General features: G+C 63.7%; 21 protein-coding genes. 10 read left to right on the top strand and 11 right to left on the bottom strand.

Features of this window, described 5'->3' with window-relative positions:
* Positions 1-2: 2 nt before the first annotated feature.
* Genes lptE through ABDZ98_RS01490 form a run of 3 tightly spaced genes read right to left on the bottom strand, consistent with a single transcriptional unit; the run spans position 3 to position 3474 of the window.
* Positions 3-503: an LPS assembly lipoprotein LptE gene (lptE, locus tag ABDZ98_RS01500; protein ID WP_160590656.1), complete on the bottom strand. Its 501-nt coding sequence runs from the start codon at positions 501-503 to the stop codon at positions 3-5.
* Complete coding sequence (gene leuS, locus ABDZ98_RS01495; protein ID WP_160590657.1) at positions 503-3040, bottom strand: leucine--tRNA ligase; 2538 nt, start codon at positions 3038-3040, stop codon at positions 503-505. The genes lptE and leuS overlap by 1 nt, the downstream gene beginning before the upstream one ends.
* A gap of 23 nt (positions 3041-3063) precedes the next feature.
* Positions 3064-3474 (bottom strand): DUF3576 domain-containing protein, encoded by a 411-nt coding sequence (locus ABDZ98_RS01490; protein ID WP_160591103.1) that lies wholly within the window; start codon positions 3472-3474, stop codon positions 3064-3066.
* Between the two features lie 417 nt (positions 3475-3891).
* On the opposite strand from ABDZ98_RS01490, the gene ABDZ98_RS01485 reads away from it, so the two are divergent.
* From ABDZ98_RS01485 to ABDZ98_RS01475, 3 genes are all read left to right on the top strand, one after another.
* Positions 3892-4650 (top strand): hypothetical protein, encoded by a 759-nt coding sequence (locus ABDZ98_RS01485; RefSeq protein WP_160590658.1) that lies wholly within the window; start codon positions 3892-3894, stop codon positions 4648-4650.
* 139 nt (positions 4651-4789) lie between these two features.
* Positions 4790-5512, top strand: coding sequence for an acetoacetyl-CoA reductase (gene phbB, locus ABDZ98_RS01480; RefSeq protein WP_160590659.1), 723 nt, complete (start codon positions 4790-4792; stop codon positions 5510-5512).
* A gap of 12 nt (positions 5513-5524) precedes the next feature.
* Positions 5525-5764, top strand: coding sequence for a ribbon-helix-helix domain-containing protein (locus ABDZ98_RS01475; RefSeq protein ID WP_160590660.1), 240 nt, complete (start codon positions 5525-5527; stop codon positions 5762-5764).
* Positions 5765-5768: 4 nt separating this feature from the next.
* Here the strand turns inward: ABDZ98_RS01475 and ABDZ98_RS01470 are convergent, their stop codons facing one another.
* Together ABDZ98_RS01470 and ABDZ98_RS01465 are read right to left on the bottom strand one after the other, a co-directional pair.
* Positions 5769-6224: a DUF305 domain-containing protein gene (locus ABDZ98_RS01470; protein WP_160591105.1), complete on the bottom strand. Its 456-nt coding sequence runs from the start codon at positions 6222-6224 to the stop codon at positions 5769-5771.
* Between the two features lie 119 nt (positions 6225-6343).
* On the bottom strand, positions 6344-6586 hold the full coding sequence (locus tag ABDZ98_RS01465) for a hypothetical protein (protein WP_160590661.1): 243 nt from the start codon (positions 6584-6586) through the stop codon (positions 6344-6346).
* Between the two features lie 140 nt (positions 6587-6726).
* Between ABDZ98_RS01465 and galU the strand changes: the two genes are divergently transcribed.
* Positions 6727-7602, top strand: a complete 876-nt coding sequence (gene galU, locus ABDZ98_RS01460) for a UTP--glucose-1-phosphate uridylyltransferase GalU (RefSeq protein WP_160590662.1) — start codon at positions 6727-6729, stop codon at positions 7600-7602.
* 125 nt (positions 7603-7727) lie between these two features.
* Here the strand turns inward: galU and ABDZ98_RS01455 are convergent, their stop codons facing one another.
* The 4 genes from ABDZ98_RS01455 to glnE all read right to left on the bottom strand — a co-directional run bounded on the left by ABDZ98_RS01455 (position 7728) and on the right by glnE (position 12502).
* Complete coding sequence (locus ABDZ98_RS01455) at positions 7728-8408, bottom strand: M23 family metallopeptidase (RefSeq protein WP_160590663.1); 681 nt, start codon at positions 8406-8408, stop codon at positions 7728-7730.
* Between the two features lie 154 nt (positions 8409-8562).
* A complete protein-coding gene (locus tag ABDZ98_RS01450; protein WP_160590664.1) occupies positions 8563-9351 on the bottom strand; it encodes a ferritin-like domain-containing protein in 789 nt (262 codons plus the stop codon).
* A 5-nt stretch (positions 9352-9356) separates the two neighbouring features.
* Positions 9357-9845 (bottom strand): peroxiredoxin, encoded by a 489-nt coding sequence (locus ABDZ98_RS01445; protein ID WP_160590665.1) that lies wholly within the window; start codon positions 9843-9845, stop codon positions 9357-9359.
* On the bottom strand, positions 9845-12502 hold the full coding sequence (glnE, locus tag ABDZ98_RS01440) for a bifunctional [glutamate--ammonia ligase]-adenylyl-L-tyrosine phosphorylase/[glutamate--ammonia-ligase] adenylyltransferase (protein WP_160590666.1): 2658 nt from the start codon (positions 12500-12502) through the stop codon (positions 9845-9847). Before glnE ends, ABDZ98_RS01445 begins: the two co-directional genes overlap by 1 nt.
* 133 nt (positions 12503-12635) lie before the next feature.
* On the opposite strand from glnE, the gene ABDZ98_RS01435 reads away from it, so the two are divergent.
* Both ABDZ98_RS01435 and ABDZ98_RS01430 read left to right on the top strand, forming a co-directional pair.
* Complete coding sequence (locus ABDZ98_RS01435) at positions 12636-13616, top strand: agmatine deiminase family protein (RefSeq protein ID WP_160590667.1); 981 nt, start codon at positions 12636-12638, stop codon at positions 13614-13616.
* A 34-nt stretch (positions 13617-13650) separates the two neighbouring features.
* Complete coding sequence (locus tag ABDZ98_RS01430) at positions 13651-13773, top strand: hypothetical protein (protein ID WP_272916785.1); 123 nt, start codon at positions 13651-13653, stop codon at positions 13771-13773.
* Positions 13774-13953: 180 nt separating this feature from the next.
* On the opposite strand, the gene thrS is transcribed toward ABDZ98_RS01430, so the two are convergent.
* The gene (gene thrS, locus ABDZ98_RS01425) at positions 13954-15972 is read right to left on the bottom strand and encodes a threonine--tRNA ligase (RefSeq protein WP_160590668.1); all 2019 of its coding nucleotides are present in this window, start codon (positions 15970-15972) and stop codon (positions 13954-13956) included.
* Between the two features lie 147 nt (positions 15973-16119).
* Positions 16120-17043: a beta-1,6-N-acetylglucosaminyltransferase gene (locus ABDZ98_RS01420; protein ID WP_160590669.1), complete on the bottom strand. Its 924-nt coding sequence runs from the start codon at positions 17041-17043 to the stop codon at positions 16120-16122.
* 159 nt (positions 17044-17202) lie between these two features.
* On the opposite strand from ABDZ98_RS01420, the gene ABDZ98_RS01415 reads away from it, so the two are divergent.
* The 4 genes from ABDZ98_RS01415 (at position 17203) to ABDZ98_RS01400 (ending at position 24617) form a co-directional block, all read left to right on the top strand.
* Positions 17203-17931 (top strand): alpha/beta fold hydrolase, encoded by a 729-nt coding sequence (locus ABDZ98_RS01415; RefSeq protein ID WP_419866766.1) that lies wholly within the window; start codon positions 17203-17205, stop codon positions 17929-17931.
* Positions 17932-17946: 15 nt separating this feature from the next.
* A complete protein-coding gene (locus tag ABDZ98_RS01410) occupies positions 17947-18747 on the top strand; it encodes a tetratricopeptide repeat protein (RefSeq protein ID WP_160590671.1) in 801 nt (266 codons plus the stop codon).
* A complete protein-coding gene (locus ABDZ98_RS01405) occupies positions 18744-19727 on the top strand; it encodes an LLM class flavin-dependent oxidoreductase (protein WP_160590672.1) in 984 nt (327 codons plus the stop codon). The genes ABDZ98_RS01410 and ABDZ98_RS01405 overlap by 4 nt, the downstream gene beginning before the upstream one ends.
* Positions 19728-19886: 159 nt before the next feature.
* Positions 19887-24617, top strand: a complete 4731-nt coding sequence (locus tag ABDZ98_RS01400) for an NAD-glutamate dehydrogenase (protein ID WP_160590673.1) — start codon at positions 19887-19889, stop codon at positions 24615-24617.
* The last annotated feature ends 33 nt before the right edge of the window (positions 24618-24650 follow it).

Below are 24650 nucleotides of genomic sequence, written 5' to 3'. Positions count from 1 at the left end.
CCTTACGATTGCGCGCTGAGCGCCAGCGTCAGGCGCGTCACGATCCTGTCCGCTACCTGCTGGGCGAGATTTTCGAGCGCGCGCTCTTCCGCCGCAATGGTGGCATATTCGGACGAGACGACATCGATGCCTGCGTCCGAGCCCGCTGTGGCGTCCACCATCACCACGCCGCTGGCAAGATCGACCAGCTGATAGCGGGCACGCAGGGTGCGCCGCTCCCGCCCGATGGTATCATCAGTCAGCAGCCCCAGCCCTTCAAGCTGGTCATCCAGCAATATATCAAGACGATAGCGCGGCGCGGTATTGGCTCCGCCCTGGCCCAGCCGGTCAATCAGCGCATTGCGCACCAGCCAGCCTTCGCGGCCCGCAACCGGAGACACCTCGACCGCAGCCAGTCCCTGCGCAACCGCGCCCTGTGCGCCGCCGGCATAGATCGGGCGCAGGCCGCACGCAGACAGCGCCGGAAGCAGGGCCACAGCCAGGGCAAGGCGCAGCGCATGCATCACGTGACGATATTCACCAGCCTGTCGGGCACCACGATCACCTTTCGCACTTGCGCTCCATCGATCGAACGCTGGACCTTCTCGCTCGCCAGTGCAAGCGCCTCCAGCTCTTCCCTGGGCAGGCCCTTGGCGGCGGTGATCGTATCGCGCAGCTTGCCCATGTGCTGGATGGCGATGGTAACCTCGTCCTCCACCAGCAGAGCCTCGTCCACCTGCGGCCAGTCTGCCTCGGCAGCCAGACCGTTGCCTCCCAGCGCTTCCCAGCCCTCTTCGGCAAGATGCGGCATCATCGGGGACACCAGCAGCAGGATCGTGCGAATCGCCTCATTCCGCGATGCCGAGTCTGCAGCCTTTTCGGCAGCGGAAGTCAGCTCATAAATGCGCGCCACGGCCTTGTTGAAGGCCAGGGCTTCAATATCCTGCGCCACGGCGGCAATGGTCTGGTGCGTCTTTTGCGCCAGCTTCCTGTCCTCACCCGTCGCGCCATCCTGATACTGGCCGAACAGCCGCCACAGGCGCTGGACGAAGCGGCCACAGCCTTCGATCCCGCTTTCGGACCACGGCAGGTCGCGCTCTGGCGGGCTGTCGGACAGCATGAACCAGCGCACGGCATCGGCACCGTACTGGGCGATGATATCCTCCGGATCGACGACGTTCTTCTTCGACTTGGACATCTTGATGACCTTGCCGATTTCCACCGGCTGGCCATCGGCCTTGAGGATCGCGCCATCGCTGCTGCGGTCAACTTCGGCGGGGCTGAAATAGAGTTCTCGCGGCCCGTCCCTGCGGGAATAAGTCTCATGCGTGACCATGCCCTGCGTGAACAGCGAAGCGAACGGCTCGGTCACGTCGATCAGGCCGACATGCGCCAGCGCGCGGGTCCAGAAGCGGGCATAGAGCAGGTGCAGGATCGCATGTTCGATCCCGCCGATATATTGCTCAACCGGCATCCACTTGGCGACTTCGGCCGCATCGAAGGGCTTGTCCGCCGGCTGGCTGGCGAAGCGCAGGAAATACCAGCTGGAATTGACGAACGTGTCGAGCGTATCGGTCTCCCGCTCTGCCTTGCCGCCACATATGGGGCACTCCACGTGCTTCCATGTGGCATGGCGCTGCAACGGATTGCCGGGGACGGAAAAGTCGACATCCTCGGGCAGTTTCACCGGCAGCTGGTCCTTGGGCACGGGCACCACGCCGCAGGCATCGCAATGGATGAAGGGAATAGGCGTGCCCCAGTAACGCTGGCGGGAAACGCCCCAGTCGCGCAGGCGGTACTGCGTCTCACCCTGCCCCCAGCCATCGTGCTGGGCCTTGGCGATCACCGCAGCCTTGGCCTCGTCCACGCTCATGCCGCTGAGCCATTCCGAATTCACGATTCGGCCCGGACCGGTATAGGCCTCATCGCCGCGGAATTCGGCTTCGGTCTGGTCGCCATCGGCCACCACGCGGGTAACCGGCAATTCGTACTTGCGCGCGAAATCGAGATCGCGCTGATCGTGTGCCGGACAGCCGAATACGGCCCCGGTGCCATAGTCCATCAGCACGAAATTGGCGACATAGACGGGCAGGTGCCAGTTCTTCGACAGCGGGTGCTCCACCGAATAACCGGTGAAAAAGCCCATTTTTTCAGCCGTTTCCAGTTCCGCCGCAGTGGTGCCGCCGCGCTTGCACTCGGCAATGAATTCCGCCAGCCGGGGAACGTGCCTGGCCTGTTCCTGCGCGAAGGGATGATCGGCAGCAATGGCCACGAAACTGGCGCCGAACATCGTATCAGGCCGGGTGGTGAACACCTCGATCCCTTGCGTGCTGTCAACGAAATGGAAGGTGCAGCGCAGGCCCTTGCTCTTGCCGATCCAGTTTTCCTGCATCAGCCGGACCTTGTCGGGCCAGTTCTTCAGCGTGCCCAGACCGTCGAGCAGTTCGTCAGCGAACTGGGTGATCTTGAGGAACCACTGGTTCAGCTTGCGCTTCTCAACTTCCGCACCCGAACGCCAGCCGCGCCCGTCGATCACCTGTTCGTTGGCCAGCACGGTCATGTCGACCGGGTCCCAGTTGACCGCGCTTTCACGGCGATAGACCAGCCCCGCCTCGTACAGATCGATGAACAGCGATTGCTCATGCCCGTAATATTCGGGATCGCATGTCGCCAGCTCGCGGCTCCAGTCCAGCGCAAAGCCCAGCTGCTTGAGCTGGGCCTTCATCGCGGCGATATTGTCATAGGTCCAGCCGGCCGGGTGAACGCCCTTTTCCATCGCGGCGTTTTCCGCCGGCATGCCGAATGCGTCCCAGCCCATCGGGTGCAGCACTTCGAACCCGCGCATCGCCTTGTAGCGCGCCAGCACGTCACCCATGGTGTAATTGCGCACATGGCCGATGTGGATGCGGCCGCTGGGATAGGGAAACATCTCCAGCACATAGCTCTTGGGCCTGGCGGAGTTGCTGTCAGCTTCGAAACAGCGCGCCTCGTCCCACGCCTTTTGCCAGCGAGAGTCAGCCTGCCCGGCATCAAACCGGACATCGAAACGCGTTGTAGTCATGTAAAAATCCTGCGGGTTGCGGATCAGCCGATAGCGGAACGGCGCAAGTCGCGCGCCTTGGTGAGGATGATGTCCTCCAGCCGCTGCACCGTGGCTGCCTGAACCGTGGCTTCCACCCAGACACCGTTCTGCAGCACCTGGCGGCTGGCGGCGACGCGCAAGGCATCGGCGCGCAGATCCTGATCGAGGATGGAGACAGAAACCTTCACCCGCTCTTCCGGACTATCGGGATTGGCATACCAGTCGGTGACGATAACGCCGCCAGCACTATCCGCCTGCGTCAGCGGCATGAACGACAAGGTCTCCAGACTGGCGCGCCACAGATAGGAATTCACGCCGATCTGCGTCACCTGCGATGCGGCAAGGTCGGCGCGCGGACGTTCATCGCCCCCGCCGCAGCCGGCTACGCCGAGCGCAAGCCCGCCAAGCACCATTGCGCGCAGGGCGCGAGACAACAGCGGATTGCCGGATGAAGCCATGCGGATATTGGAAAAAGCCATTCTTGGTCCTGTACTCAAAGCCTGCAAGACGCAGCACGGATAAAGCGCCTCTATAAACAGCCAGCCGCCTGCGGCAAGGCGAAGCGAAATCTCACCCACGATTGCAGTGGCGTATAACGGACTTCGACAGTGAACCCCTGCTTAATGTGAACGCGGGTCCGGCGCGAGTCTGTGGACCGGCTGCAACACTCTGAAAAAACAGCATGGCTTTCGTGCGATGCGCTGGTCAAAGCCCGGCGGCAGGATTACATATCCGAATCGGAGAAGAGACTCGGCGGGCATGCGCTAAGGAACCATTCAGTTTCCTGCGTGTCTATGGACAGGGTCTATTGGGGAAAAGAGGCTGATCGCGTGAGCAAGATTGCTTCATCTGGCTTCAGGAGCCGACTGGCTGCCGGCATTGCCGGGGCAGCCCTTGCGCTTGCCATTCCCAGTGCCGTCTTCGCCGTGAACCTGCTCAACGATGGGTCTGATGACGTATCGATGAAGAGTTTTGCGTCCTTCACGCCCGCCATTTCCGACCCGCGCCTGATCGAAATGATCGAATCGCGCAGCGGCGGCAAGGCCCGCATGAAGCGCTTCACCCCCGCAGGCGTGACCGGCAACAGCGATCGCGCCATCACCGTGGCAGTACGCGTCGATGAAGAATCGGCGAAGGCGATTTCCGTCCGCTCGGCAATCGCTTCCGTGCGTGAACAGGCGGTGGCAGAAGCCACCCCGCGTGTTGCCCAGACGCGTTACAATCTGGGCCTTGCCCGCGGCTATCACAGCTTCGCGCAGGCTCCGGTCCTTGCGCCCGCGCTGACCGATGCCGCCATCCCGGATCTTTCGCAGTTTGAACCGTCACCCGGTGTTCGCGAAACGCCTAGCCGGTTTGCCGCACGCATCGCCCTGGCCGAAGAACAGCGCGCATCGCGCCCCGCACCGCAGACATTTGATGCGCTGACGGACCAGTCGCTCGATGTGGCAGGCAGCTACCGCCTGACCCGCAACATCGATGTTACCGCTGGCGTGCGTTACCAGCAGGAGCGTGACCGCCTGTCATCGCTTCCCAGCATTGATCAGCAGGATAGCCAGGCAGTCTATATCGGAACGCAGTTCCGCTTCTGATCGCACCTGTTCCGGAACGGCGCGGCTGTTCTGGACTGGCAAAGCCCCGCTTCGGCGGGGTTTTTCTTTACCAGGCGACCATGCGCCGCCTAAGAACGATGCAATCACTCGATCATCTGACTTTGAAAGGGAAATGATAATGGCACGTGTCGCAGTTGTTACCGGTGGGACAAGAGGAATTGGCCGGGCCATATCTGAAACGCTCAAGCGCGATGGTTTCACCGTGGTCGCCAATTACGCCGGTAATGAGGAAAAGGCGCGCGCCTTCACCGATGAAACGGGCATTCCGGCCTACAAGTTCAATGTCGGTGATTATGACGCAACCCAGGCCGCCTGCGCACGCATTGCCGAGGAAGTTGGCCCGATTGACGTGCTGGTCAACAATGCCGGCATCACCCGCGACGGCACGCTGATGAAGATGAGCTATGACGACTGGACCGAAGTCCTGCGCGTCAATCTGGGTGGCTGTTTCAACATGGCCAAGGCCTGCTTCCCGCACATGCGCGACCAGAAGTGGGGCCGGATCGTCAACATCGGTTCCATCAACGGACAGGCCGGGCAATATGGCCAGGTCAACTACGCTGCTGCAAAGAGCGGCATCCACGGCTTTACCAAGGCGCTGGCACAGGAAGGCGCGCGCGCCGGGATCACCGTCAATGCCATCGCACCCGGCTATATCGACACGGAGATGGTGGCCGCAGTTCCTGAGAACGTGCTGGAAAAGATCGTCGCCAAGATCCCGGTCGGCCGTCTTGGCCATGCCGAGGAAATCGCCCGCGGGGTGAGCTTCCTGGCCTCTGAAGACGCCGGATTCGTCACCGGATCGACGCTGTCGATCAACGGCGGCCAGCACATGTACTGATCGGCCTGACCGGTGGAAGACATCTATCATCCGCCGGTCAAGCACTCGGTAGAGATCGCCGGTCACAAGACCTCGATCAGCCTTGAGCCATTTTTCTGGAACCTGCTGCGCGAGGCTGCCGAGGCTGAAGGCCTGCCGGTAAACGCGCTGGTCGCGCGGATCGATGCGGAGCGGATCGTGGCGGAAAACCCGCCCGGCCTCGCCAGTGCCATCAGGCTGTGGCTGGCCAGCAGCGGGCGTAGTCCGGATTGATGACCTAGCTTACGGGGGCGAGCTGTCCCGGCGCGTCGCCATTTGCCTCGATATCGGCGATCAGAGCTTTCATCTCGTCAATTTCCCGCACCTGCGCCTCGATGATATTGTTGGCGAGGTCGCGCACGCGCGGATCGCTGATATGCGCCCGGCGGCTGGTAAGGATGGCGATGGAATGGTGCGGAATCATCGCCTTCATATAGGAAATGTCGCCTACGGTGCTCTGGCTGCGCACTAGCCCGACCGACATGCCAAACAGCAGCAATGACCCGGCATAAATGGCCAGATTGGTCGGCTTGTGCCGATACATGCCGCGCATGAAGGTGAGCATGACCACCGCCATTGCGGCGACCATGATCATCGTCATCCACAGCCGGGTCTGGCTGAAGAAGACGTGATCCAGCGCATAGGTGTTCAGGTACATCAGCGCGTACATCAGCACACCGGACGTGGCGATCATGGCGAAGAATTTGCCATATCGTGATGGATTTTGTGCGGAATTTTCCACGGCCAACTCCTTTTCGAATCCGATCTCACGGTGAAGCAGGCGAGTACGGCCTGCCTGCAGCAATCAGACGATCAGTAATTCGCCGGCGGATCGCTGGCGGGGAAGCTTTCGTCGCCCTGCTCATCCACCTTGGTCCATTCGCGCACCGGTGGGTCTGCCATGGCCTCCGGGCCGGCATCGCGCACCTGCGTGGTATTCTCACCACCTGCCTGACCTTCGGCAAATGCTTCATTCTGCTTGCCGGTCTGCATATGGTAATATTTGTAGCCCAGAAAGCCCAGCACGCCGAGCGTAACAGTTCTTAGTAGAGACATATCTATCCTTCCTTTCTGGTGTCACAACGAACGAAAGCCGGGAAGGTTCAAAGTTCCTCATTTGTTGAAGCGCCTATCTGTCTGAAACGGGTGACAATTGCGGTTGACCGCATGGTTGCCGCCTAACTATTGGATTGTGCATGAGCGAAAAGAAACCGATCCGCAAAGCCGTGTTCCCCGTTGCTGGGCTTGGCACCCGCTTCCTGCCGGCGACCAAGGCGATCCCGAAAGAGCTGCTGCCCATCGTTGACAGGCCGCTGATTCAATATGCCGTGGACGAGGCGCGCGAGGCGGGGATCGAGCAGATGATCTTCGTCACCGGGCGCGGCAAGACCGCCATCGTCGAGCATTTCGACGTCGCATATGAACTTGAAAGCACGATGAGCGAACGCGGCAAGTCGCTCGACGTGCTGGAAGCCACCCGCGCCACACCCGGCGACATCATCACCGTTCGCCAGCAAGTGCCGCTTGGGCTGGGCCATGCCATCTGGTGCGCGCGGGCGATCGTGGGCGATGAACCCTTCGCCATCATGCTGCCCGATGAACTGATGGTAGGCACGCCTGGCTGCATGAAGCAGATGGTGGATGCCTATAACGAAGTTGGCGGCAATCTGATATCTGTGCTCGAAGTCCCGCGCGAGGAAGTCTCCAGCTATGGCGTGATCGATCCGGGCGCCGTGTCAGGCGCGCTGACGGAAGTGCTGGGCCTGGTGGAGAAGCCGCCCGTCGATCAGGCACCATCGAACAAGATCATCTCAGGGCGCTACATCCTGCAACCCGATGTCATGCGGACGCTGGAAAATCAGGGCAAGGGCGCCGGCGGGGAAATCCAGCTGACAGACGCCATGGCGCGGATGATCGGCCACCAGCCGTTCCACGCGGTGACCTTCAACGGCAGGCGGTTCGATTGCGGCAGCAAGGCCGGCTTTGTGGAAGCGACGCTGGCTCTGGCGCTGGAACGCGAAGACATGGGCGAGGAAGTCCGCCGCATTGCCGAGCGTCTGCTGAAACGCTGATCCGGGGGTCATCGTCCGCACTTCGGATGTGAAAATCCGGCCAGTTGCGAACCACATACGCACCAGATACGAAAAAGCCGGCAGGGTGACCTGCCGGCTTTTTCATGCGCAAATTGTATCTTGCGTTATTCGGGGCCGCCCCGTCCGCCTTCGCCCTGGTCCAGCTCTGCGTATTGAGCGACCATGTAGGGAATGGGATTCACCGCTTCACCTTCAACCCGCACTTCATAATGCAGGTGCGGGCCGGTCGAACGGCCAGTGCTGCCGATATAGCCGATCAGGTCGCCCTTGTTGACCTCGTCACCAGCGCTGACGGTGTAGGATGACAGATGGGCATAACGGGTTTCAAGATCGCCGCCGTGCTCGATCTGCACGTAATTGCCATAGGAACCGTAATATTCGGCGCGGCCCACAAGGCCATCAGCCGTCGCAAAGACCGGCGTACCGCTGGGTGCGGCCAGGTCCACGCCATTATGCTGGCGGCGCTGGCTCAGGATCGGGTGATTGCGCATTCCGTAGCCGCTGGTCAGCCGCACACCGTCAACCGGCATGCGAGAAGGGACAGAAACGCTGCTGTGCGGAGCAGGAGTGATCAGGCCGGCGGCATTGACGCGGCCGCCATCGTCAAGAGCTTCCCAGCTGGAGAAGAGTTCACGGAATTCGTTGTCGCCATTGTCAGTAATGCCGTCGCTGGCTGTTTCGATGGAGCTGGCGACCTGCGTGGAAATCGCTGCGTCCTTTGCCAGGGCAGGTGTTGCCCCGATGAACAGACTTGCGACGAGTCCGATTGCTGACTTGATGATCATGCGATCCCTTTTGGTTTTCGAACATCTTGCGATGCCGTTCGCCTCATTCCGGACCCCTTTTTCCTTTGCAGGAACCCCGTCCGGGCAGATTTTGAACTTCCTGCGGAACCTTTTGGCCCGCTCTTGATTGTGTTGGTAAGCGGGTGAAGGTTAATCACGCAAGCGCGGTGTAGGCTTCCCGCGACAGACCGGCTGCAAGACGCGCCGAGTCGTTGAATGGCGGTTTCAAACCGCCTTTGAAGTGACGCTTCACCAAAATTTTCCAGCATTCCTGCGGTTCTGAGCCCCTTGAGGCGCAAACCGCGTCAAAATGGGTTGATCCCGCGCGGACGTGGCGGATTTCGTCGTCAAGGATTCGTTTGAGGATTCGCGCGCCGCCCGAATCGCCCTGGCTGCGCACGCGCTCTATCATGGCGGGCGTTACATCAAGCCCGCGCGCCTCCAGCACCATGGGCACGATGGCGAGACGGGCGGCGACATCGTGGCGCGTATCGAATGCCGCGCTCCACAGGCCATCATGCACCGGCAGATCGCCATAGCTTGCGCCCAGCGTGCGCAGTTTTCGCTCTATCAGCACGAAGTGCATCGCTTCATCGGCGGCGACCGAGAGGAAATCCGCGATGAAGGCCTGATCCATCCCGGCGCCGAACCGGCCGACGATGTCCAGCGCCAGATCGATCGCCACGAATTCGATATGCGCCAGCGAATGCCACAGGGCGATCCTGTTGCGGTCCGATCCGCCGCCGCCGCGCCGGGGCATCTGGCCGGGTGGCAGGAGTTCCAGCCGCTCTGGCCAGCAGGGCCGATCGGGCATGTCCGCGCGAAAACCAGTGGCCAGTTCACCCCGCCGCCATTGGCGCACCAGTCTTCGGGTCGCCTTGACCTTGGCCAGCGATTCGCCGGTCAGCAGGGCGCTGCGAATCGCATTCGAGAGGTCCGGCATGCTGCTCAGCCAGCCAGCGCCCTGGCGGCATCCAGCACTTCCTGCGCGTGGCCCTTGACCTTCACCTTGTTCCACACCCTGGCGATCTTGCCGCTGGCATCCACCAGATAAGTGGTGCGCATCATGCCCATATAGGTGCGGCCATACATGCTCTTTTCGGTCCAGATACCCAGTGCATCGGCAATACCGGCAGGGCCTTCTGCGGGCGTATCGGATGCCAGCGGAGCGGTCAGATCGTGCTTGGCGGCAAATTTCTGGTGCCTTGCCGGCGGGTCCTTGCTGATCCCCAACAGCGCCACGCCAGCGGCATCGAATTCACCCTTCAGCGCGCTGAAATCCTTGTTTTCGGTGGTGCAGCCGGGCGTGTCATCCTTGGGATAGAAGAACATTACCAGCGGGTTGCCCGCAAAATCCGATGGCTTCACGCTTGCGCCGTCGGGGGTTGCCATGGCGATATCGGGCATCATGTCGCCCACATCAGGGTGTTCACTCATCATTCGATCTCCAGTTTCTCACCGAAATGCCGTTCCCATTGCGCCGCGATGGCCTGACGGGCCACGGTCATGCTGCGCAGCAGGTCTGCGAAGCTCTCTTCACGGCATGCGCGGGCAAGTGCAATACCGGCTGCGGGCGGTGGCTCGGTGCCATCCGGGGCCAGCAGCCGTGCCGAAACAAGCAGCCGGGTAAGAGCGGCATGGTGGGCGGCGAAATCCGCGGGCAGGTGGCCAGCGCCTGCCAGCTGGCCGATCGCCACTTCCAGCGCAGGATCAAACGCCATGCCTTCACGCAACTGCAGGAAATGGACGAGGAACTCGCAATCAACCAGTCCGCCGCGCTGCAATTTGACATCCAGCAGCCCGCGCGGCGGCTTGTGGGCGGCAATGTCGCCGCGCATCTTGAGTACGTCTGCGCGCAGCGTGTCTGCATCACGCGGAGCTTCGAGCACGTCCCTGATAATTGCCTGCAATTTCGCCCGCGCGGCGGGAGAACCGAGCAAGGGGCGGGAGCGGCACAGGGCCATGTGTTCCCATGTCCACGCGCTTTCCCGCTGATACAGGGCGAAGCTCTCCAGACTGACTGCCAGCGGGCCCTGATTGCCCTGCGGGCGCAGGCGGGTATCGATTTCGTATAATGCGCCCTCCGCCGTGGGCACGCTGAGCGCTGCGGTGACACGGGTGGCGAGGCGGTTGAAATAGAGCGACGCGGTGAGCGGGCGCGGCCCGTCGGACTCGTCGCCGATTTCGCCATCGAACAGATAGACCAGGTCGAGGTCCGAGGCATGCGTCAGCGCGCCGCCGCCCAGCCGCCCAAGCCCCAGCACCACCAGCTCACTCGATCCCACGCGTCCATGCTTGGCCTCGAATTCGCCAATCGCCGCCCCGGCCCCGGTCAGCAGCGCCGCTTCAGCCACACGGCACAGGCCTTCGGCAATGTCGAGCGGGTCATGGCGCGCTTCGATCAGCTGCACGCCCAGGGCAAAACGTTCTTCCCCAACCACCTGCCGGATCTGGTCCAGCCGCGATTCGTAATCGTCATCCTCGCAGCTGGCCATGCGCGCGGCGAGGTCCGCCACAGGGGGCGGCAGGTCAAACGCGCTGGTATCGATCAGCGCATCGAGCAGCTCGGGCCGGCGCGACAGTGCGTCTGCCAGCGGCGGAGCCAGTGTCAGCGCGGCGAGCACCTGTCCAAGCAGGCCCGGCCTTTGTTCGAACAGGCGGAACAGGTTAATTGCAGTTGGCAAATGTGCCAAAAGGGTTTCCCAGCGCACCATTGCCCGCTGCGGATCGGGCGCGTTGGAAAACGCCTCATACAGATCGGGCAGGATGGCTGTGAGCGCCAGGCGCGCTTCCTCCCCGCGCAGGGCGCGAATGGTATCCTGCCAGACATCGACCCGCGCCAGGAAGTCGGCGGGGATCTCGCCTTCAGGCTTTTCCTTGCCGTTCGCCCGCCCGGCCTCATCCTCGCCCAGCAACTGGCCATAACGATCAGCCACCTGCGCGCAGATTTCGCGCAGTTCGGCAATCAGCGCCGCACCGTCCGCCAGCCCGTCCAGCCGGGCCACATTGTCGATGGCCGCAACATCGCCGGGCAGTTCATGCGTCTGCCGGTCATCGACCATCTGCAACCGGTGTTCGACAATGCGCAGCCGGTCATAGGCAGTGCCCAGCATGGCGGCATCATCGGTGGAGATGAGCCCTTCCGCCGCCAGCGCATCCAGCGCCGCACGGGTGCCGCGCAGGCGCAGCGAAGGCTGCCGTCCGCCATAGATCAGCTGGTGCGTCTGGGCGAAGAATTCGATCTCCCGAATCCCGCCGCGCCCGCGCTTGAGATCAAAGCCCGGCCCCGGCTGGCGCGGGCCGTCATAGGCCTGGCGGATGCGCGCGGTCAGGCGGCGGATTTCCTCAATCGCGGTGAAATCGAGGCTGCGCCGCCACACGAACGGGCGGATCTGGTCGAGAAAATGCTCACCCGCGGCAATATCTCCGCCCGCGGCGCGCGCACGAATATAGGCCGCCCGCTCCCACGCCAGCGCTGAACTTTCATAATGGCTGAGCGCTGCGGCGAAGGAGATCGCCAGCGGGCTGACTTCGGACGCCGGGCGCAGCCGCAAGTCCACCCGAAAGACGTATCCCTCCCCGGTCTGGTGGGCCAGCAGCTCCACCACATGGCGGGCATAACGCTGCGCCGCCTCGCCCGGATCGTCACGCTCCCGGCGCGGCAGCAGATCGGGATCGAACAGCAGAATCGGGTCTATGTCGGAGCTGTAGTTCAGTTCGCCTGCACCCTGCTTGCCAAGAGCGATGGCGCAGAAGCCCTGGGGCGAAGCATCGGGCACGCGCCGGGCGATGGCAGCGGTGATGGCGGTATCCAGCGCACGATCGGCAAAGCCGGACAATTCGCCCATCACCCTGGTCAGCGAATAATGGCCCGCAAGGTCGCCGATCCCCAGCACCAGCGCCAGACCCAGCCGTTCCCGCCGCAGGGCAACGCCCACATCGTCATGATGCTGGCCGACAATGGCAGAAAAGGCGGCATCCGCCTCCCCCCGGCCCAGCAGATCGGCCAGATCGGGCCGCCGTTGCAGCGCGAGCGAAAGGAAGGGCGAATGGCCGCGCGCACGCTCTATGGCATTTGTCCAGTCACCTTGCATGACAGGCGAAGTGCATTGCATCGGCGCCAAGGGCAAGGCCCAAGCTTGCAGCTTGCCGCGCGCTTTGCCACAGCGCGCGCACGCTTTCCGCGTGATATGCGCAAATTGTACCGTCTGGAGGATGCCGAGAATCATGACCATGCTGATGCCGGCCGAATGGGCCAAGCAGGACTGGATCTGGATCGGCTTCCCGGCCGCCGCCGATTTGTGGGAGGACGACCTTGCCCCCGCACAGGAACAGGTGGCCGCTTTCGCCAATGCCATTGCCGAAACCGGGCAGCAGGTGCGACTGGTGGTGCGAGACGACGCCAGCGAGGCCGCCGCGCGAAAGCTGGCGCATGGATCGGTGATTTTCGAGCAGCACCCCTATGGCGACATCTGGGTGCGCGACACCGGCCCGGTGGCCCTGCTGGGCAATGGCCGGCGCTTTGCGCAGCGCTTCGGCTTCAATGGCTGGGGCGGAAAGTATCTGCTGGAGGGCGATCAGGAAACGGGCCTCTCGCTGGCGCAGGCAGGCGGGCTGGAGAGCGCCAAGGCTGACTGGATCCTGGAAGGCGGCGCGATTGACAGCGATGGCAGCGGGCTGGTGGTGACGACCGAGCAATGCCTGCTCAATCCCAATCGCAACCCACAGCTGACGCGCGAGCAGATTGCCATGCGCTTGCAGCGGGACCTCGGCTTCGATCGCATCCTGTGGCTCGGCAACGGACTGCTGGGCGATCATACCGACGGCCATGTCGATAATCTTGCGCGCTTCGTGGCGCCGGGCAGGATTGCCATTCCGGTGGCCACTGGCAGCGACGATCCCAACGCCGCAACCTATGACGATGCCGCCGCACGGGCCGCCGCCTTCGGGCTGGAGGTCGCGCGCATTCCGTCTCCCGGCGCGATGGGGCAGGGCGACGATGTGGAGCCTGCCAGCTACATGAATTTCGTCATCGCCAATGATGTGGTGGTGGTGCCAACCTATGGCTCGGCGCAGGACGATCTGGCGGTGGCGGCCATTGGCGCGCTGTTCCCCGGCCGCTCCGCTGTGGGCCTGCGCGCCGATGCGGTGCTGACCGGCGGCGGCAGTTTCCACTGTTGCAGCTGCCACGTTCCGGCGGTGGTTTAACGATTCATTAGCATCTGCAGGCCAGAAGGGCGGGATGAGCAAGACCATTGCCCACACCCGCCAGATTGCAGCGCGCAGCATCGAAGCCGCGCGCCTTTCCATTGTGGTGATTTGCGGCAGCGCGCTGGTCGCAGCGGGTCAGGCTCTGCCTTTCTAAACCGCTCCGGTCTGCGGGCGAACGCTCAGTCAGCTTCCGCTCAAATTCCGCCCAGCTTCAACCCAGCATCAACAGTGCTGCCATAGTCGCCGCCCACAACCACCACGCGCCTGGCCCCGCCCTGCAGCAATGGCGAGGGCCGATGCTTCTGGCGGCAGATCGTGAAAGATCGCCCGTGCCTTAGTCCGCCAGCTGGTCGGGCGGCGTTGCGGCGCTGGTCAGCAGGGCAATCGCCTCCTCCAGCGAAAGGAACTTCTGCTCCTTCTCACCCAGCGTCCGAAGCGCAATCGTGCCCTCTTCCGCCTCTCGCTTGCCGACCACCAGCATATAGGGGACCTTGGCCACGGAATGCTCGCGCACCTTGTAGTTGATCTTCTCGTTACGCAGATCGGTATCGGCGCGAATGCCCGCCGCTTCCAGCCGGGCCGCCACGTCCTTCGCATAATCGTCCGCGTCCGAAACGATGGTGGCCACCACCGCCTGAACCGGAGCGATCCACACCGGCAGCTTGCCGGCAAAATGCTCGATCAGAATGCCGATGAACCGCTCATACGATCCGAAGATCGCCCGGTGCAGCATGACCGGGCGCTGGCGCGAGCCATCCTCTGCCACATAAGTGGCGTCGAGACGTTCGGGTAGAACGCGGTCGGACTGGATCGTGCCCACCTGCCAGGTGCGGCCGATGGCATCGGTCAGGTGCCATTCCAGCTTGGGCGCATAGAACGCGCCTTCGCCGGGCAGTTCTTCCCAGCCGAATTCTTCCGTGGCCATGCCGGCATCGACAACCGCCTGGCGCAGCTCGGCCTCGGCCTTGTCCCAGTCCTCATCGGAGCCGAATCGCTGATCCGGGCGCAGCGCCAGCTTGATCGAATAGGTGAACCCGAAGTCGGCATAGATCCGATCGGCCAGCTCGCAGAACTTGCGCACCTCCTCCACGATCTGGTCTTCGCGGCAGAAGATATGCGCATCGTCCTGCGTGAACTGGCGCACGCGCATCAGTCCGTGCAGCGCGCCATGCGGCTCGTTCCGGTGGCAGCAGCCGTTCTCATACAGCCGCAGCGGCAGGTCGCGATAGGAGGTGATGCCCTGCTTGAAGACCTGCACATGCGCCGGGCAGTTCATCGGCTTGAGCGCCATCCATTCGGCGGCGTCGGAGACAATCGGGCCTTCATCCTCGGTGTTGGGAACCTCGTCCGGGATCACGAACATGTTTTCGCGATATTTGCCCCAATGGCCGGATTTCTCCCACTGGCGGGCATCCATCACCTGCGGCGTCTTGATTTCCAGATAGCCTGCGGCATCGATAGCGCGGCGCATATAGGCCTCCAGCTCGCGCCAGATGCGATAGCCGTGCGGGTGCCAGAACACGCTGCCGTGCGCTTCTTCCTGCAGGTGGAACAGGTCCATCTCTCGGCCCAGCTTGCGATGGTCACGCTTGGCGGCTTCCTCCAGCCGCATCAGATGTTCGTTCAGCTGCTTCTTGTTGAGCCAGCCGGTGCCATAGATGCGCGTCAGCTGGGCATTCTTCTGGTCGCCGCGCCAGTAAGCGCCAGCGGTGCGCATCAGCTTGAAGGCTTGCGGGTCGAGCTTGCCGGTAGAGGGCAGATGCGGCCCGCGGCACATATCCATCCATGCCGTGGGATCATTGGCATCGCCGGACCAGTAGACCGACAGCTCCTCGCCTTCGGGCAGTTCAGCGGCCCATTCGGCCTTGAACTGCTCGCCATCGTCGGACCACTTCCTGATCAGGTCGGCACGGCTCCACACTTCACGGCGCAGCGGCTTGTCGGCCTTGATGATCTCGCGCATCTTCTCTTCGATCGCGGGCAGGTCATCCATGCCGAACGGTTCGCGGGAGGCGGGCGCCATCACGTCATAGTAAAAGCCGTCATCGGTGGCCGGGCCAAAGGTGATCTGCGTGCCGGGCCACAGCGCCTGCACAGCCTCTGCCAGCACGTGGGCATAATCGTGCCGCGCCAGTTCCAGCGCATCCGCCTCATCGCGCGACGTGACCAGCGCCAGCTGCACATCGTCATGCAGAGGCGCGGTGAGATCGCGCAGCTCACCATTGATGCGGGCGGCAAGCGCCGCCTTGGCAAGGCCGGGACCGATATCCGCTGCCACGTCGGCCGCGCTCGATCCTGCTTCCATTTGCCGCGACGATCCGTCGGGCAGGGTAATCGTGATGTACTTCGTCATTGAGATAATAGCCGTTCAAACTGGTTGCAGGCGCAATGGCACATGGTGCGATCCGGCGAAAGGGGCAAGCCCCCGCGGGCCGCGCGCCGTGCACTCCCCGCCCGGGAGCGCAGCATGCCGGGAATGCGGCCTCTGCAATGGCGTCCATCAGCTCCCCGGATTGAGCAGCTCGCGGTCGATCCTGTCCAGCAGTGGCGCGTTGCGGGCGCTCGTCAATTTGCGGGCGAAGTACTTTCCGCTGTTGCGGATCATGTCGAAATCGCTGTCCGTATTGCCGAAATCGCGGGTGCCTGTGGGGTAAATGAAGTGCAGCGGAGCCTCATACAGCGTCTCTCCCCCCCGGTCAGTGACCGGCACGCATGCCGGTGCATAGGCAGAGTTGCCCATGATCGTCTGGAAGAATTGTTCGTCGGCAGCCCAGACCGAAGTGAAGGCCTTGGCCAGCCGCGGCTCCTGATCCGATTGCTCCAGCGCGAACCGGCATGCGTCAGGCGTCATCGCCCACCAGGTGCTGCCAAAATACATCGCGCGGTCGATTTCCCGGCTGATATCCCGCCCGATCAGCTTGGCGAAGCGGTTGCGCCAGTTGCGCAGCGCGGTGTCCGCCCTGGCCAGCGCCGGACGGGATTTCAGCGCGGTCCATGAAACCATTGGCGAAAGCGCCCAGTGGCGGCCTGAAAGCCCTGCCAGATGCGAACCTGGCGCCACCTTGACCAAGGCCAGATCCTGATGGCCGGGGTTCTCTTCAAAGTGCCGGACCAGTTCATCCAGCGGGCGAACCGGATAGCAGGTGCCCGATATCAGCATCAGGCGCAGGAACTGCTCCCCGTCTGCCAGAGCCGCGCGCATCAACGCCAGAATGGCTTTCACCATCGGGAAGCTTGCCCAGAACACCGTTTCCCGCGTCTTGATGACGGTGACGTTATCCAGGGCCTCGATCCGCTCGACAGGGAAGCCGGTGGCCTTGGCATCCACATGCACAAACACCCGGTGCGGGGCCAGACGGGTGCACAGGCGTTCGGTCATGGCGGGATCATCATGCGTCAGCAGCAGAAATGCGATGCGGTTCATGGATGTCCCCCGATAATCCAGATTTTTCAATTGCCCGTGCCTCATGGCAGCAGCCTATTCGCGCTGCAATCGCTAGCTGGCCATGTCCGTGCCCGGCGCGCGGGCGCATTTCACTTGAATTGATGCGCCCAAGCTTTCACTCATTTGGTCATGGCCGATATGGATTTTGCCCACACGAATATCGCCGGCCGGACAATTGCCTTGCGCCATGTGCGGGGCAGTGGCCCGGCCATGGTCTTCCTGCCCGGATACATGTCCGACATGGCCGGCAGCAAGGCGACGGCGCTGTTCGACTGGTGCACCGCAGCCGGGCGCGAATGCCTGTTGCTGGATTATTCGGGTTGCGGGGAAAGCCCCGGCGATTTTGCCGACGGCACCTTGTCCCGCTGGTGCGAGGAAGTGGTCGGTCTGGCAGAACAGACCCTCGTCTGTGACCGGATGGTGCTGGTCGGTTCTTCCATGGGCGGGTGGCTGATGCTGCTGGCGGCCCGCCAGTTGCAGGACAGACTCGCCGGCCTGGTGGGCATCGCCGCAGCGCCGGATTTCACCAGCTGGGGCTATGACGATAGCGAAAAGGCGCGGCTGGCCGGGGGACACACAGTGCTGCGCGACAATCCCTATGGCCCGGACCCGACCCCGACCCACGCCGCCTTCTGGGCCGATGGGCAGGAGCAGTTGCAGCTGGTGGATGAGATCCCGCTCGATTGTCCGGTGCGGCTGCTGCACGGGCAGGAAGACGGCGACGTGCCGGTCGAAATCTCCCTGCGGCTGGCAGCAGCCCTGCGTTCACCCGATGTGCAGGTGACGCTGGTCAAGGGGGGCGACCACCGCTTGTCGCGTGAGGGGGATATCGCCCTTTTGCTGCGCACGGCGGCATCGATACGCTGATCCGGACATGCGCTGATGATTGCCTTTGCCTTTACGCTTCTGGCCGCCGCCCAGACTTCGGCCCCGCTCATCCATCAGCCACCTGCCCTCCAGCCACTCACATTGCAGGAAGACCGGCTGCGCGCCTGCATGACACAGGCCCGCCGCGATCCGCCCACCGCCATCACCACGGCGGTGGAATGGATGGAAGGCACCTATGGCGGTGACCTCAGCTATCCACAGCAGTGCCTGGGATTTGCCTATATGAGCCTGCTGCGCTGGGATTCCGCCCGCGTGGCATTCATCGCCGCGCGCGATTCGCGGCCGGAAACCGATCATGCCGGGCGCGCAAGGCTGGGTGGCATGGCAGGAAATGCGGCATTGGGGGCGGAGGACTTCGCCGCTGCCGCTCCGTTGCTGGCCACTGCGCAGGCAGACGCGCTGGCAGCAGGCGATAACCCGCTGGCAGGACAAATGGCGACCGATCGCGCCCGCGCGCTGGTGGGGCTTGGTTCCAATCAGGAGGCCGCCGCCGTCCTTGAACAGGCGCGCGAGCTGGCCCCGCAGGAAGGCGCCATCTGGCTGCTGTCTGCCACTCTGGCGCGGCGGATGGATGATCTTGCTGCGGCGCAGGGGTGGATACGCACCGCCGCGCTGCTCGATCCGCAAAACCCCGCTGTCGGGCTGGAGGCCGGGCTGATCGCCGCGCTGGGCGGGTTTGACGATGCCGCACGCAGCAGCTGGCAATCGGTGCTTGCACTTGCCCCCGGCACCGCCGAAGCCATGACCGCCCAGACATATCTGGCGCAACTGGATGGAGAACCTCCCGCGCGATGATACCCCTGTCGGTCCTCGATCTCGTCCCCATTCGCGAAGGCAGCGATGTCGCGCAGGCGCTGACACAGGCGGGCCAGCTGGCCGCAGTGGCGGACAAGGCCGGATACAAGCGCTTCTGGGTGGCGGAGCATCATGCAACGCCGGGCATCGCAGGCGGCGCAACGTCGGTGGTGCTGGCGCATATCGGCCATTGCACCAGCACCATCCGCATCGGCGCGGGCGGGATCATGCTGCCCAATCACAACCCGTTCGTGATCGCAGAACAGTTCGGCACGCTGGACGGCCTGTTTCCCGGCCGGGTGGACCTGGGGCTTGGCCGCGCGCCGGGTGCCGGACAGATACTGGGTCAGGCGCTGCGCAAGGACTTGCACCAGAACGCCGAATATTTCCCGCAGGACGTGGTCGAGCTGCGCGCCATGCTGACCGGCGACATCGATCTGCCGATCACCGCCACGCCGGGCCTTGGGGCAAAGGTGGAGCTGTGGATGCTCGGCTCCAGCCTGTTTGGCGCGCAGCTGGCCGCGCGGCTGGGCCTGCCCTATGCCTTTGCCAGCCATTTCGCGCCCGACCACCTCGATGCCGCGCTGGAAACCTATCGCAGCCACTTCCGCCCTTCAGAGGCGCTGGAAAAGCCGCATGTGATGGCCGCCATGACGATGATCTGCGCCGAAACGGACCGTGAGGCGCAGGATCTGGCCAGTTCGCAGGACCAGTCCTTTGTGCGCCTGCGCACCGGCGATCCGGGCAAGCTGCCGCCGCCCGTGCCCGGTTACCGCGACAGCCTGCCGGTGTCCGCGCGCGCCATGCTGGACCGGCTCGACACCGCGCGCGCAGTCGGCTCGCCGCAAACCGTGCGCGAGCGGATCGGGCGCTTTGTGGCGCGCACGCAGGCGGATGAGATCATCACCTCCGGCGCGACATTCGATCCCGAGGCGCGCTGCGAATCGCTGCGGCTGGCCAGGGCCGCACTTGCCAAATGAGCCGGGGAATCTAACGGGGAATCTAAGTGGTTTCACAAATTACCAGTTTAAGGGTGCCAAGCCCCTGAGCGCATAGTAGAGGCATGGCAAGCTGCCGGACCTGCCGGCAATCAGACCAATAAGACGGCCCGGGAGAGGGCCAGACAGAAGGGCCAGGACATGGCAAAAGCCAAGGCACCAGTTTCCACGGCAAAGAGCGGCACGGGTGAGCAGGCCGGGCAGGATGTCCTGTTGCAGACCCTGCGCGATCGCATCGCCAGATCCATCCTTCCCGGCGAACTGCCGCTGGATGGGCCGGCGCTCGACGATGCCGCCCGGTTCCTGCTGGAAGCCGCACAACATCGCGGCGATGGCAAGCCTTCCATCCTGATCCGCTCCGCCAGTGGCGAGAAGCGCTTCACCCGCATCGCCATCGTCAATCGCGACGTGCCCTTCCTGGTCGATTCGATTGCCCATGCCATTGCCGCGCGCGGATTGACGATTGACCGGCTGGTCCATCCGATCCTGCCCGTGCGGCGGGACGCGAACCGCAATCTGGCCGAATTGCCGCAGGGCAATGGCACCGGCGAAAAGCACGAATCCTTCGTCTATATCGAATGTGACCGCATCGATGCGAAGGAACGCCGCGCGGTACAGGCCGATCTGGACAGCGCCATTGCCGATGTCCGCGCGACCGTGGCCGACTGGCCCAGAATGCGCGAGATCATTGCCAGCGATGCCGACCGGCTGAGCGATGCCGAAGGCGCGGCGCTGCTGCGCTGGCTGGGCGGGGGCATGATGACCCAGCTTGGCCATCTGGTCCGCCGCCGCGACGGAGCAACATCGGGCCATCTGGGCATTTGCCGCAAGAGCGCGCACGAATTGCTGGCCGATTCCACTTATGAGCGCGCCTTTGCCTGGTTCGACGGGGTCAAGGGCACACCGGGCCGTTCGCCGCTGATCATCAAGGCCAACCGGCTCAGCCTGGTGCATCGCCGCGTGCCGCTGGACCTGTTCATCGTTCCGCTGTTCGAGGACGGACGCGTGGCTGCCCTGTCGGTCCATGCCGGCATCTGGACCAGCGCCGCGCTGACCTCCCCGCCGGAAACCGTGCCGGTGATGCGCCAGCAACTCAAATCGATCATGGACCGGCTGAACTTCACGCCCGGCGGCCACGATCACAAGGCGCTGATCCATGCGTTGAGCGTGCTGCCGCATGACCTGATCATCAGCTTTGCCGAGGATGACACGCTGCGGATCGCCACCACGCTGATGGCGCTGATCGATCGCCCGCGCCCGCGCGTGGCCATCGTCGCCGCACCGCTGGAAAGGCATGTGTTCGCGTTTGTCTGGTTGCCGCGCGACATGCTCTCCACCACCGTGCGCCTGCAGATCCAGGGTCTGCTGGAAGAGACCACCCACACCCACACGCTCGACTGGAGCCTGATGGTGGAAGGCGGCAATCTGGCGCTGCTGCGCTTCGTGCTCGATGCCCGCGGCGCGAATTTCGAGCCGGATGAAGCAGCTATCGATGCCCGCCTGCAGGATATGCTGCGCGGCTGGGGTGACGCGGTGGAATCCGCGCTGGGCGAGACGGAGGAGCCAAGCCGCGCCGCCGCGCTGGCGCTGCGCTATGCCGCCAGTTTCCCGATCCCGTACCGTGCCGCCTATGGCGCGATCGAGGCCGCCCGCGATATCGAACGGCTGCGCCATATGGCCGGCGAGGATGCGCAAAAGCCACTGGGCCGCGATGCCCGCCTCTACCGGCTGGAAAGCGATGCGGCGGACCAGCTGCGCCTGAAGATTTACCAGACCAGCGGATCGCTGCCGCTGTCGGATGCGGTGCCCGCGCTGGAGAACTTCGGTTTCCGTGTGCTGTCCGAAATTCCCACAAAGCTGGGCGGTAACGATCACGGCACGATCCACGATTTCCTGCTCGGCATGCCGACCGGCGAACAGAGCGCCCCGCTGCTTGAACGCGCGGAAGCGATCGAGCAGGCCATTACCAGCGTGCTGAACGAGAGGGCGGAGGACGATGTCTTCAACCGCCTGGTCATTTCCACCACGCTTTCCGCGCAGGAAGCCGAATGGCTGCGCGCGTTCTATCGCTACCTGCGCCAGGCCAATACCGCCTTCACCATCTACACCGTGGTCAACGCGCTGACCCGTGCGCCCGATGTGACCCGGGCGCTGATCCAGCTGTTCCGCACCAGTCACGATCCGTCCTTCAAGGGCGACCGCGTACAGGCCTGCGAGGCCGCAGAGGACGCCATTCGCACCGGGCTGGTGGATGTGGGCGCCATCAACGATGACCGCATCCTGCGCCTTTACTGGCAGATTGTGCGTGCGGTCCTGCGCACCAATGTGTTCGCCCCGGCAGCGATCGAAGCGCTCGCCTTCAAGATCGATTCCTCGCAGGTTCCCGGCCTGCCAAAGCCCGTGCCATGGCGCGAAATCTTCGTCTATTCGCGGCGCGTGGAAGGCATTCACCTGCGGGCCGGACCGGTTGCCCGCGGCGGCATTCGCTGGTCCGACCGGCGCGACGATTTCCGCACCGAGATTCTGGGCCTGATGAAGGCGCAGCGGGTGAAGAACGCGGTGATCGTGCCAACCGGCGCCAAGGGCGGCTTTTACCCCAAGCGCCTGCCCAACCCCGCGCTCGACCGCGATGCGTGGTTTGAGGAAGGGCGCGAGAGCTACAAGCTGTTCATCCGCACGCTGCTGTCCGTCACCGACAACATCGTGGATGACAAGGTGATCCACCCGCAGGACGTGGTGATCCATGACGGCGAGGACCCCTATTTCGTGGTCGCCGCCGACAAGGGCACCGCCAGCTTCTCCGACACCGCCAACGCCATCGCGCTGGAGCGGGGCTTCTGGCTGGGCGACGCCTTCGCCAGCGGCGGGTCGAACGGATATGACCACAAGGTCATGGGCATTACCGCGCGCGGCGCGTGGATTTCGGTCCAGCGCCACTTCCTGGAAATGGGCGTGGACGTACAGACAGAGGCGACCCGCGTGGTCGGCTGCGGCGATATGTCGGGCGATGTGTTCGGCAATGGCATGCTGCTGTCCAGGGCGATCAAGCTGGTGGCAGCCTTCGATCACCGCCATATCTTCATCGATCCCGATCCCGATCCGGCGGTCAGCTGGAAGGAACGCCAGCGGCTGTTCGACATGCCGCGATCCAGCTGGGCGGAATATGATGCCAAGCTGCTGTCCAAGGGCGGCGGCGTCTTTGCGCGCAGCATGAAGCGCATTCCGTTGTCAAAACAGGCGCGCGCGCTGCTGGACGTCACCGAAGAGGCGCTCGATCCCGAAAGCCTGATCTCGGCCATATTGAAGAGCCATGCCGACCTGATCTGGTTCGGCGGCATCGGCACCTACATCAAGGCCGAGAACGAGACGAATGCCGAAGTGGGCGATCCGGCCAATGACGGGCTGCGCGTCAGCGCCCGCGACGTGCGCGCCAAGGCAATTGGCGAAGGCGCGAATCTGGGTGTGACGCAGGCGGGCCGCATCGAATTCGCACTGCGCGGCGGGCGCATCAACACCGATTTCATCGACAATTCGGCAGGCGTCGATTGTTCGGACAATGAGGTGAACATCAAGATCGCCCTCACTGCCGCTCGCAAGGCCGGTCGCCTGTCCGAAGAACGCCGCAACGCCCTGTTGCAGGAAATGACCACGCAGGTGGGCGAGCTGGTGCTGGAGGATAACCGCCTGCAGGCTCTGGCCCTGTCGATTGCCCAGCAGGGCGGGGCCCAGGCGATGGGCGCGCATCTGCGGCTGATCGAGACGCTGGAGGAAATTGGCGATCTTGACCGGCGCACCGAGGGCCTGGCCGAAAGTGACGTGCTTGCCCGCCGGGCCAGCGATGGCTTTGGCCTGACCCGTCCCGAACTCGCCATCCTGCTGTCCAACGCCAAGCTGGTGTTGCAGGATGCGGTGGAAGGCTGCGCGCTGGCAGACGATGCGGCGGCACAGCCGCTGCTGATGGGCGATTTCCCCGAGCAATTGCAGCAGGCCTTCCCCAAGGCGATCCTGAGCCACCGCCTGCGCAAGGAAATTGTCGGCACGGTCGTGGCCAACCAGATCGTCAACCGCATGGGCATGATCTATCCCTTCGAACTGGCCGAGGAAGAAGGCGTGGGCCTGAGCCAGGTCGCCTGTGCCTTTGTCGCCGCCTGCGACCTGATCGGCATGGATGCAATCTGGCGCGCGCTGGACGAGGCTGCCATGCCCGAAGCCGCGCGTCTGGCTCTGTTTGACCAGGCTGCACTTGGCCTGCGCGGCCATATGGCGGACCTGCTCAGGGCCGGCGGCTGCCAGATTCCTCCCTCGCAGCTCAAGGCTGAAATCGGCACCATGGTGGCGGATCTTTCGGCCCATGCGGATGATGCACTGGGGGTTGAGGCGCGCAGCCATGTGACGGCAATTTCCGCGCAGCTCATCGAAGCCGGATCGCCCGTGAAGCTGGCGCATATGGTGGCCGAGCTGTTCGCGCAGGATGGCGTTATCGGGCTGGCCCGGCTGGCCAGCGACTGCCGGATGGACCCGGTGGAACTGGCCAATGCCTTTGTCGATCTGGGCAGCCGCCTGGGGCTCGACTGGGCGCAGACCCGCGCTTCGGTGATGAACCCGTCCGATCCGTGGGAACGCCTGCTGGTTGCGGGGCTGGCGCGCGATTTCCAGCAGATGCGCTTCGATTTCCTGCGCAGTCAGGCCCAGTCTCGCAAGGGCCGGGACGATATTGGCAGCAGCATTGATAAATGGGCAGGTGCCAACAGCGGAGCGATCGAGCAGTTCCGCCGGATAGTCACCCGCGCGCAGGCCAGCGTACCGGTCTCCTCCGCCATACTGGCGCAGATCGGCAGCCAGGCACGCAATTTGCTGCAACGGTCCTCCTGATCCGGTGGCCTTGACCCGGTGCTTGACCCAGCG

This window comes from Alteraurantiacibacter aestuarii (assembly GCF_039523595.1).
GTDB classification, from domain to species: Bacteria; Pseudomonadota; Alphaproteobacteria; order Sphingomonadales; family Sphingomonadaceae; genus Alteraurantiacibacter; species Alteraurantiacibacter aestuarii.
Note: the sequence above shows the minus strand (reverse complement) of the source record. Positions and strands in the feature narration are given on the sequence as shown.

Coding starts and splice junctions, on each gene's coding strand:
- lptE (WP_160590656.1), bottom strand. CDS start 503: ATGCATGCGCTGCGCCTTGCCCTGGCTGTGGCCCTGCTTCCGGCGCTG.
- leuS (WP_160590657.1), bottom strand. CDS start 3,040: ATGACTACAACGCGTTTCGATGTCCGGTTTGATGCCGGGCAGGCTGAC.
- ABDZ98_RS01490 (WP_160591103.1), bottom strand. CDS start 3,474: ATGGTGCTTGGCGGGCTTGCGCTCGGCGTAGCCGGCTGCGGCGGGGGC.
- phbB (WP_160590659.1), top strand. CDS start 4,790: ATGGCACGTGTCGCAGTTGTTACCGGTGGGACAAGAGGAATTGGCCGG.
- ABDZ98_RS01470 (WP_160591105.1), bottom strand. CDS start 6,224: ATGATCGCCACGTCCGGTGTGCTGATGTACGCGCTGATGTACCTGAAC.
- ABDZ98_RS01465 (WP_160590661.1), bottom strand. CDS start 6,586: ATGTCTCTACTAAGAACTGTTACGCTCGGCGTGCTGGGCTTTCTGGGC.
- galU (WP_160590662.1), top strand. CDS start 6,727: ATGAGCGAAAAGAAACCGATCCGCAAAGCCGTGTTCCCCGTTGCTGGG.
- ABDZ98_RS01455 (WP_160590663.1), bottom strand. CDS start 8,408: ATGATCATCAAGTCAGCAATCGGACTCGTCGCAAGTCTGTTCATCGGG.
- ABDZ98_RS01450 (WP_160590664.1), bottom strand. CDS start 9,351: ATGCCGGACCTCTCGAATGCGATTCGCAGCGCCCTGCTGACCGGCGAA.
- ABDZ98_RS01445 (WP_160590665.1), bottom strand. CDS start 9,845: ATGAGTGAACACCCTGATGTGGGCGACATGATGCCCGATATCGCCATG.
- glnE (WP_160590666.1), bottom strand. CDS start 12,502: ATGCAAGGTGACTGGACAAATGCCATAGAGCGTGCGCGCGGCCATTCG.
- ABDZ98_RS01435 (WP_160590667.1), top strand. CDS start 12,636: ATGACCATGCTGATGCCGGCCGAATGGGCCAAGCAGGACTGGATCTGG.
- ABDZ98_RS01430 (WP_272916785.1), top strand. CDS start 13,651: ATGAGCAAGACCATTGCCCACACCCGCCAGATTGCAGCGCGCAGCATC.
- thrS (WP_160590668.1), bottom strand. CDS start 15,972: ATGACGAAGTACATCACGATTACCCTGCCCGACGGATCGTCGCGGCAA.
- ABDZ98_RS01420 (WP_160590669.1), bottom strand. CDS start 17,043: ATGAACCGCATCGCATTTCTGCTGCTGACGCATGATGATCCCGCCATG.
- ABDZ98_RS01415 (WP_419866766.1), top strand. CDS start 17,203: ATGGATTTTGCCCACACGAATATCGCCGGCCGGACAATTGCCTTGCGC.
- ABDZ98_RS01410 (WP_160590671.1), top strand. CDS start 17,947: ATGATTGCCTTTGCCTTTACGCTTCTGGCCGCCGCCCAGACTTCGGCC.
- ABDZ98_RS01405 (WP_160590672.1), top strand. CDS start 18,744: ATGATACCCCTGTCGGTCCTCGATCTCGTCCCCATTCGCGAAGGCAGC.
- ABDZ98_RS01400 (WP_160590673.1), top strand. CDS start 19,887: ATGGCAAAAGCCAAGGCACCAGTTTCCACGGCAAAGAGCGGCACGGGT.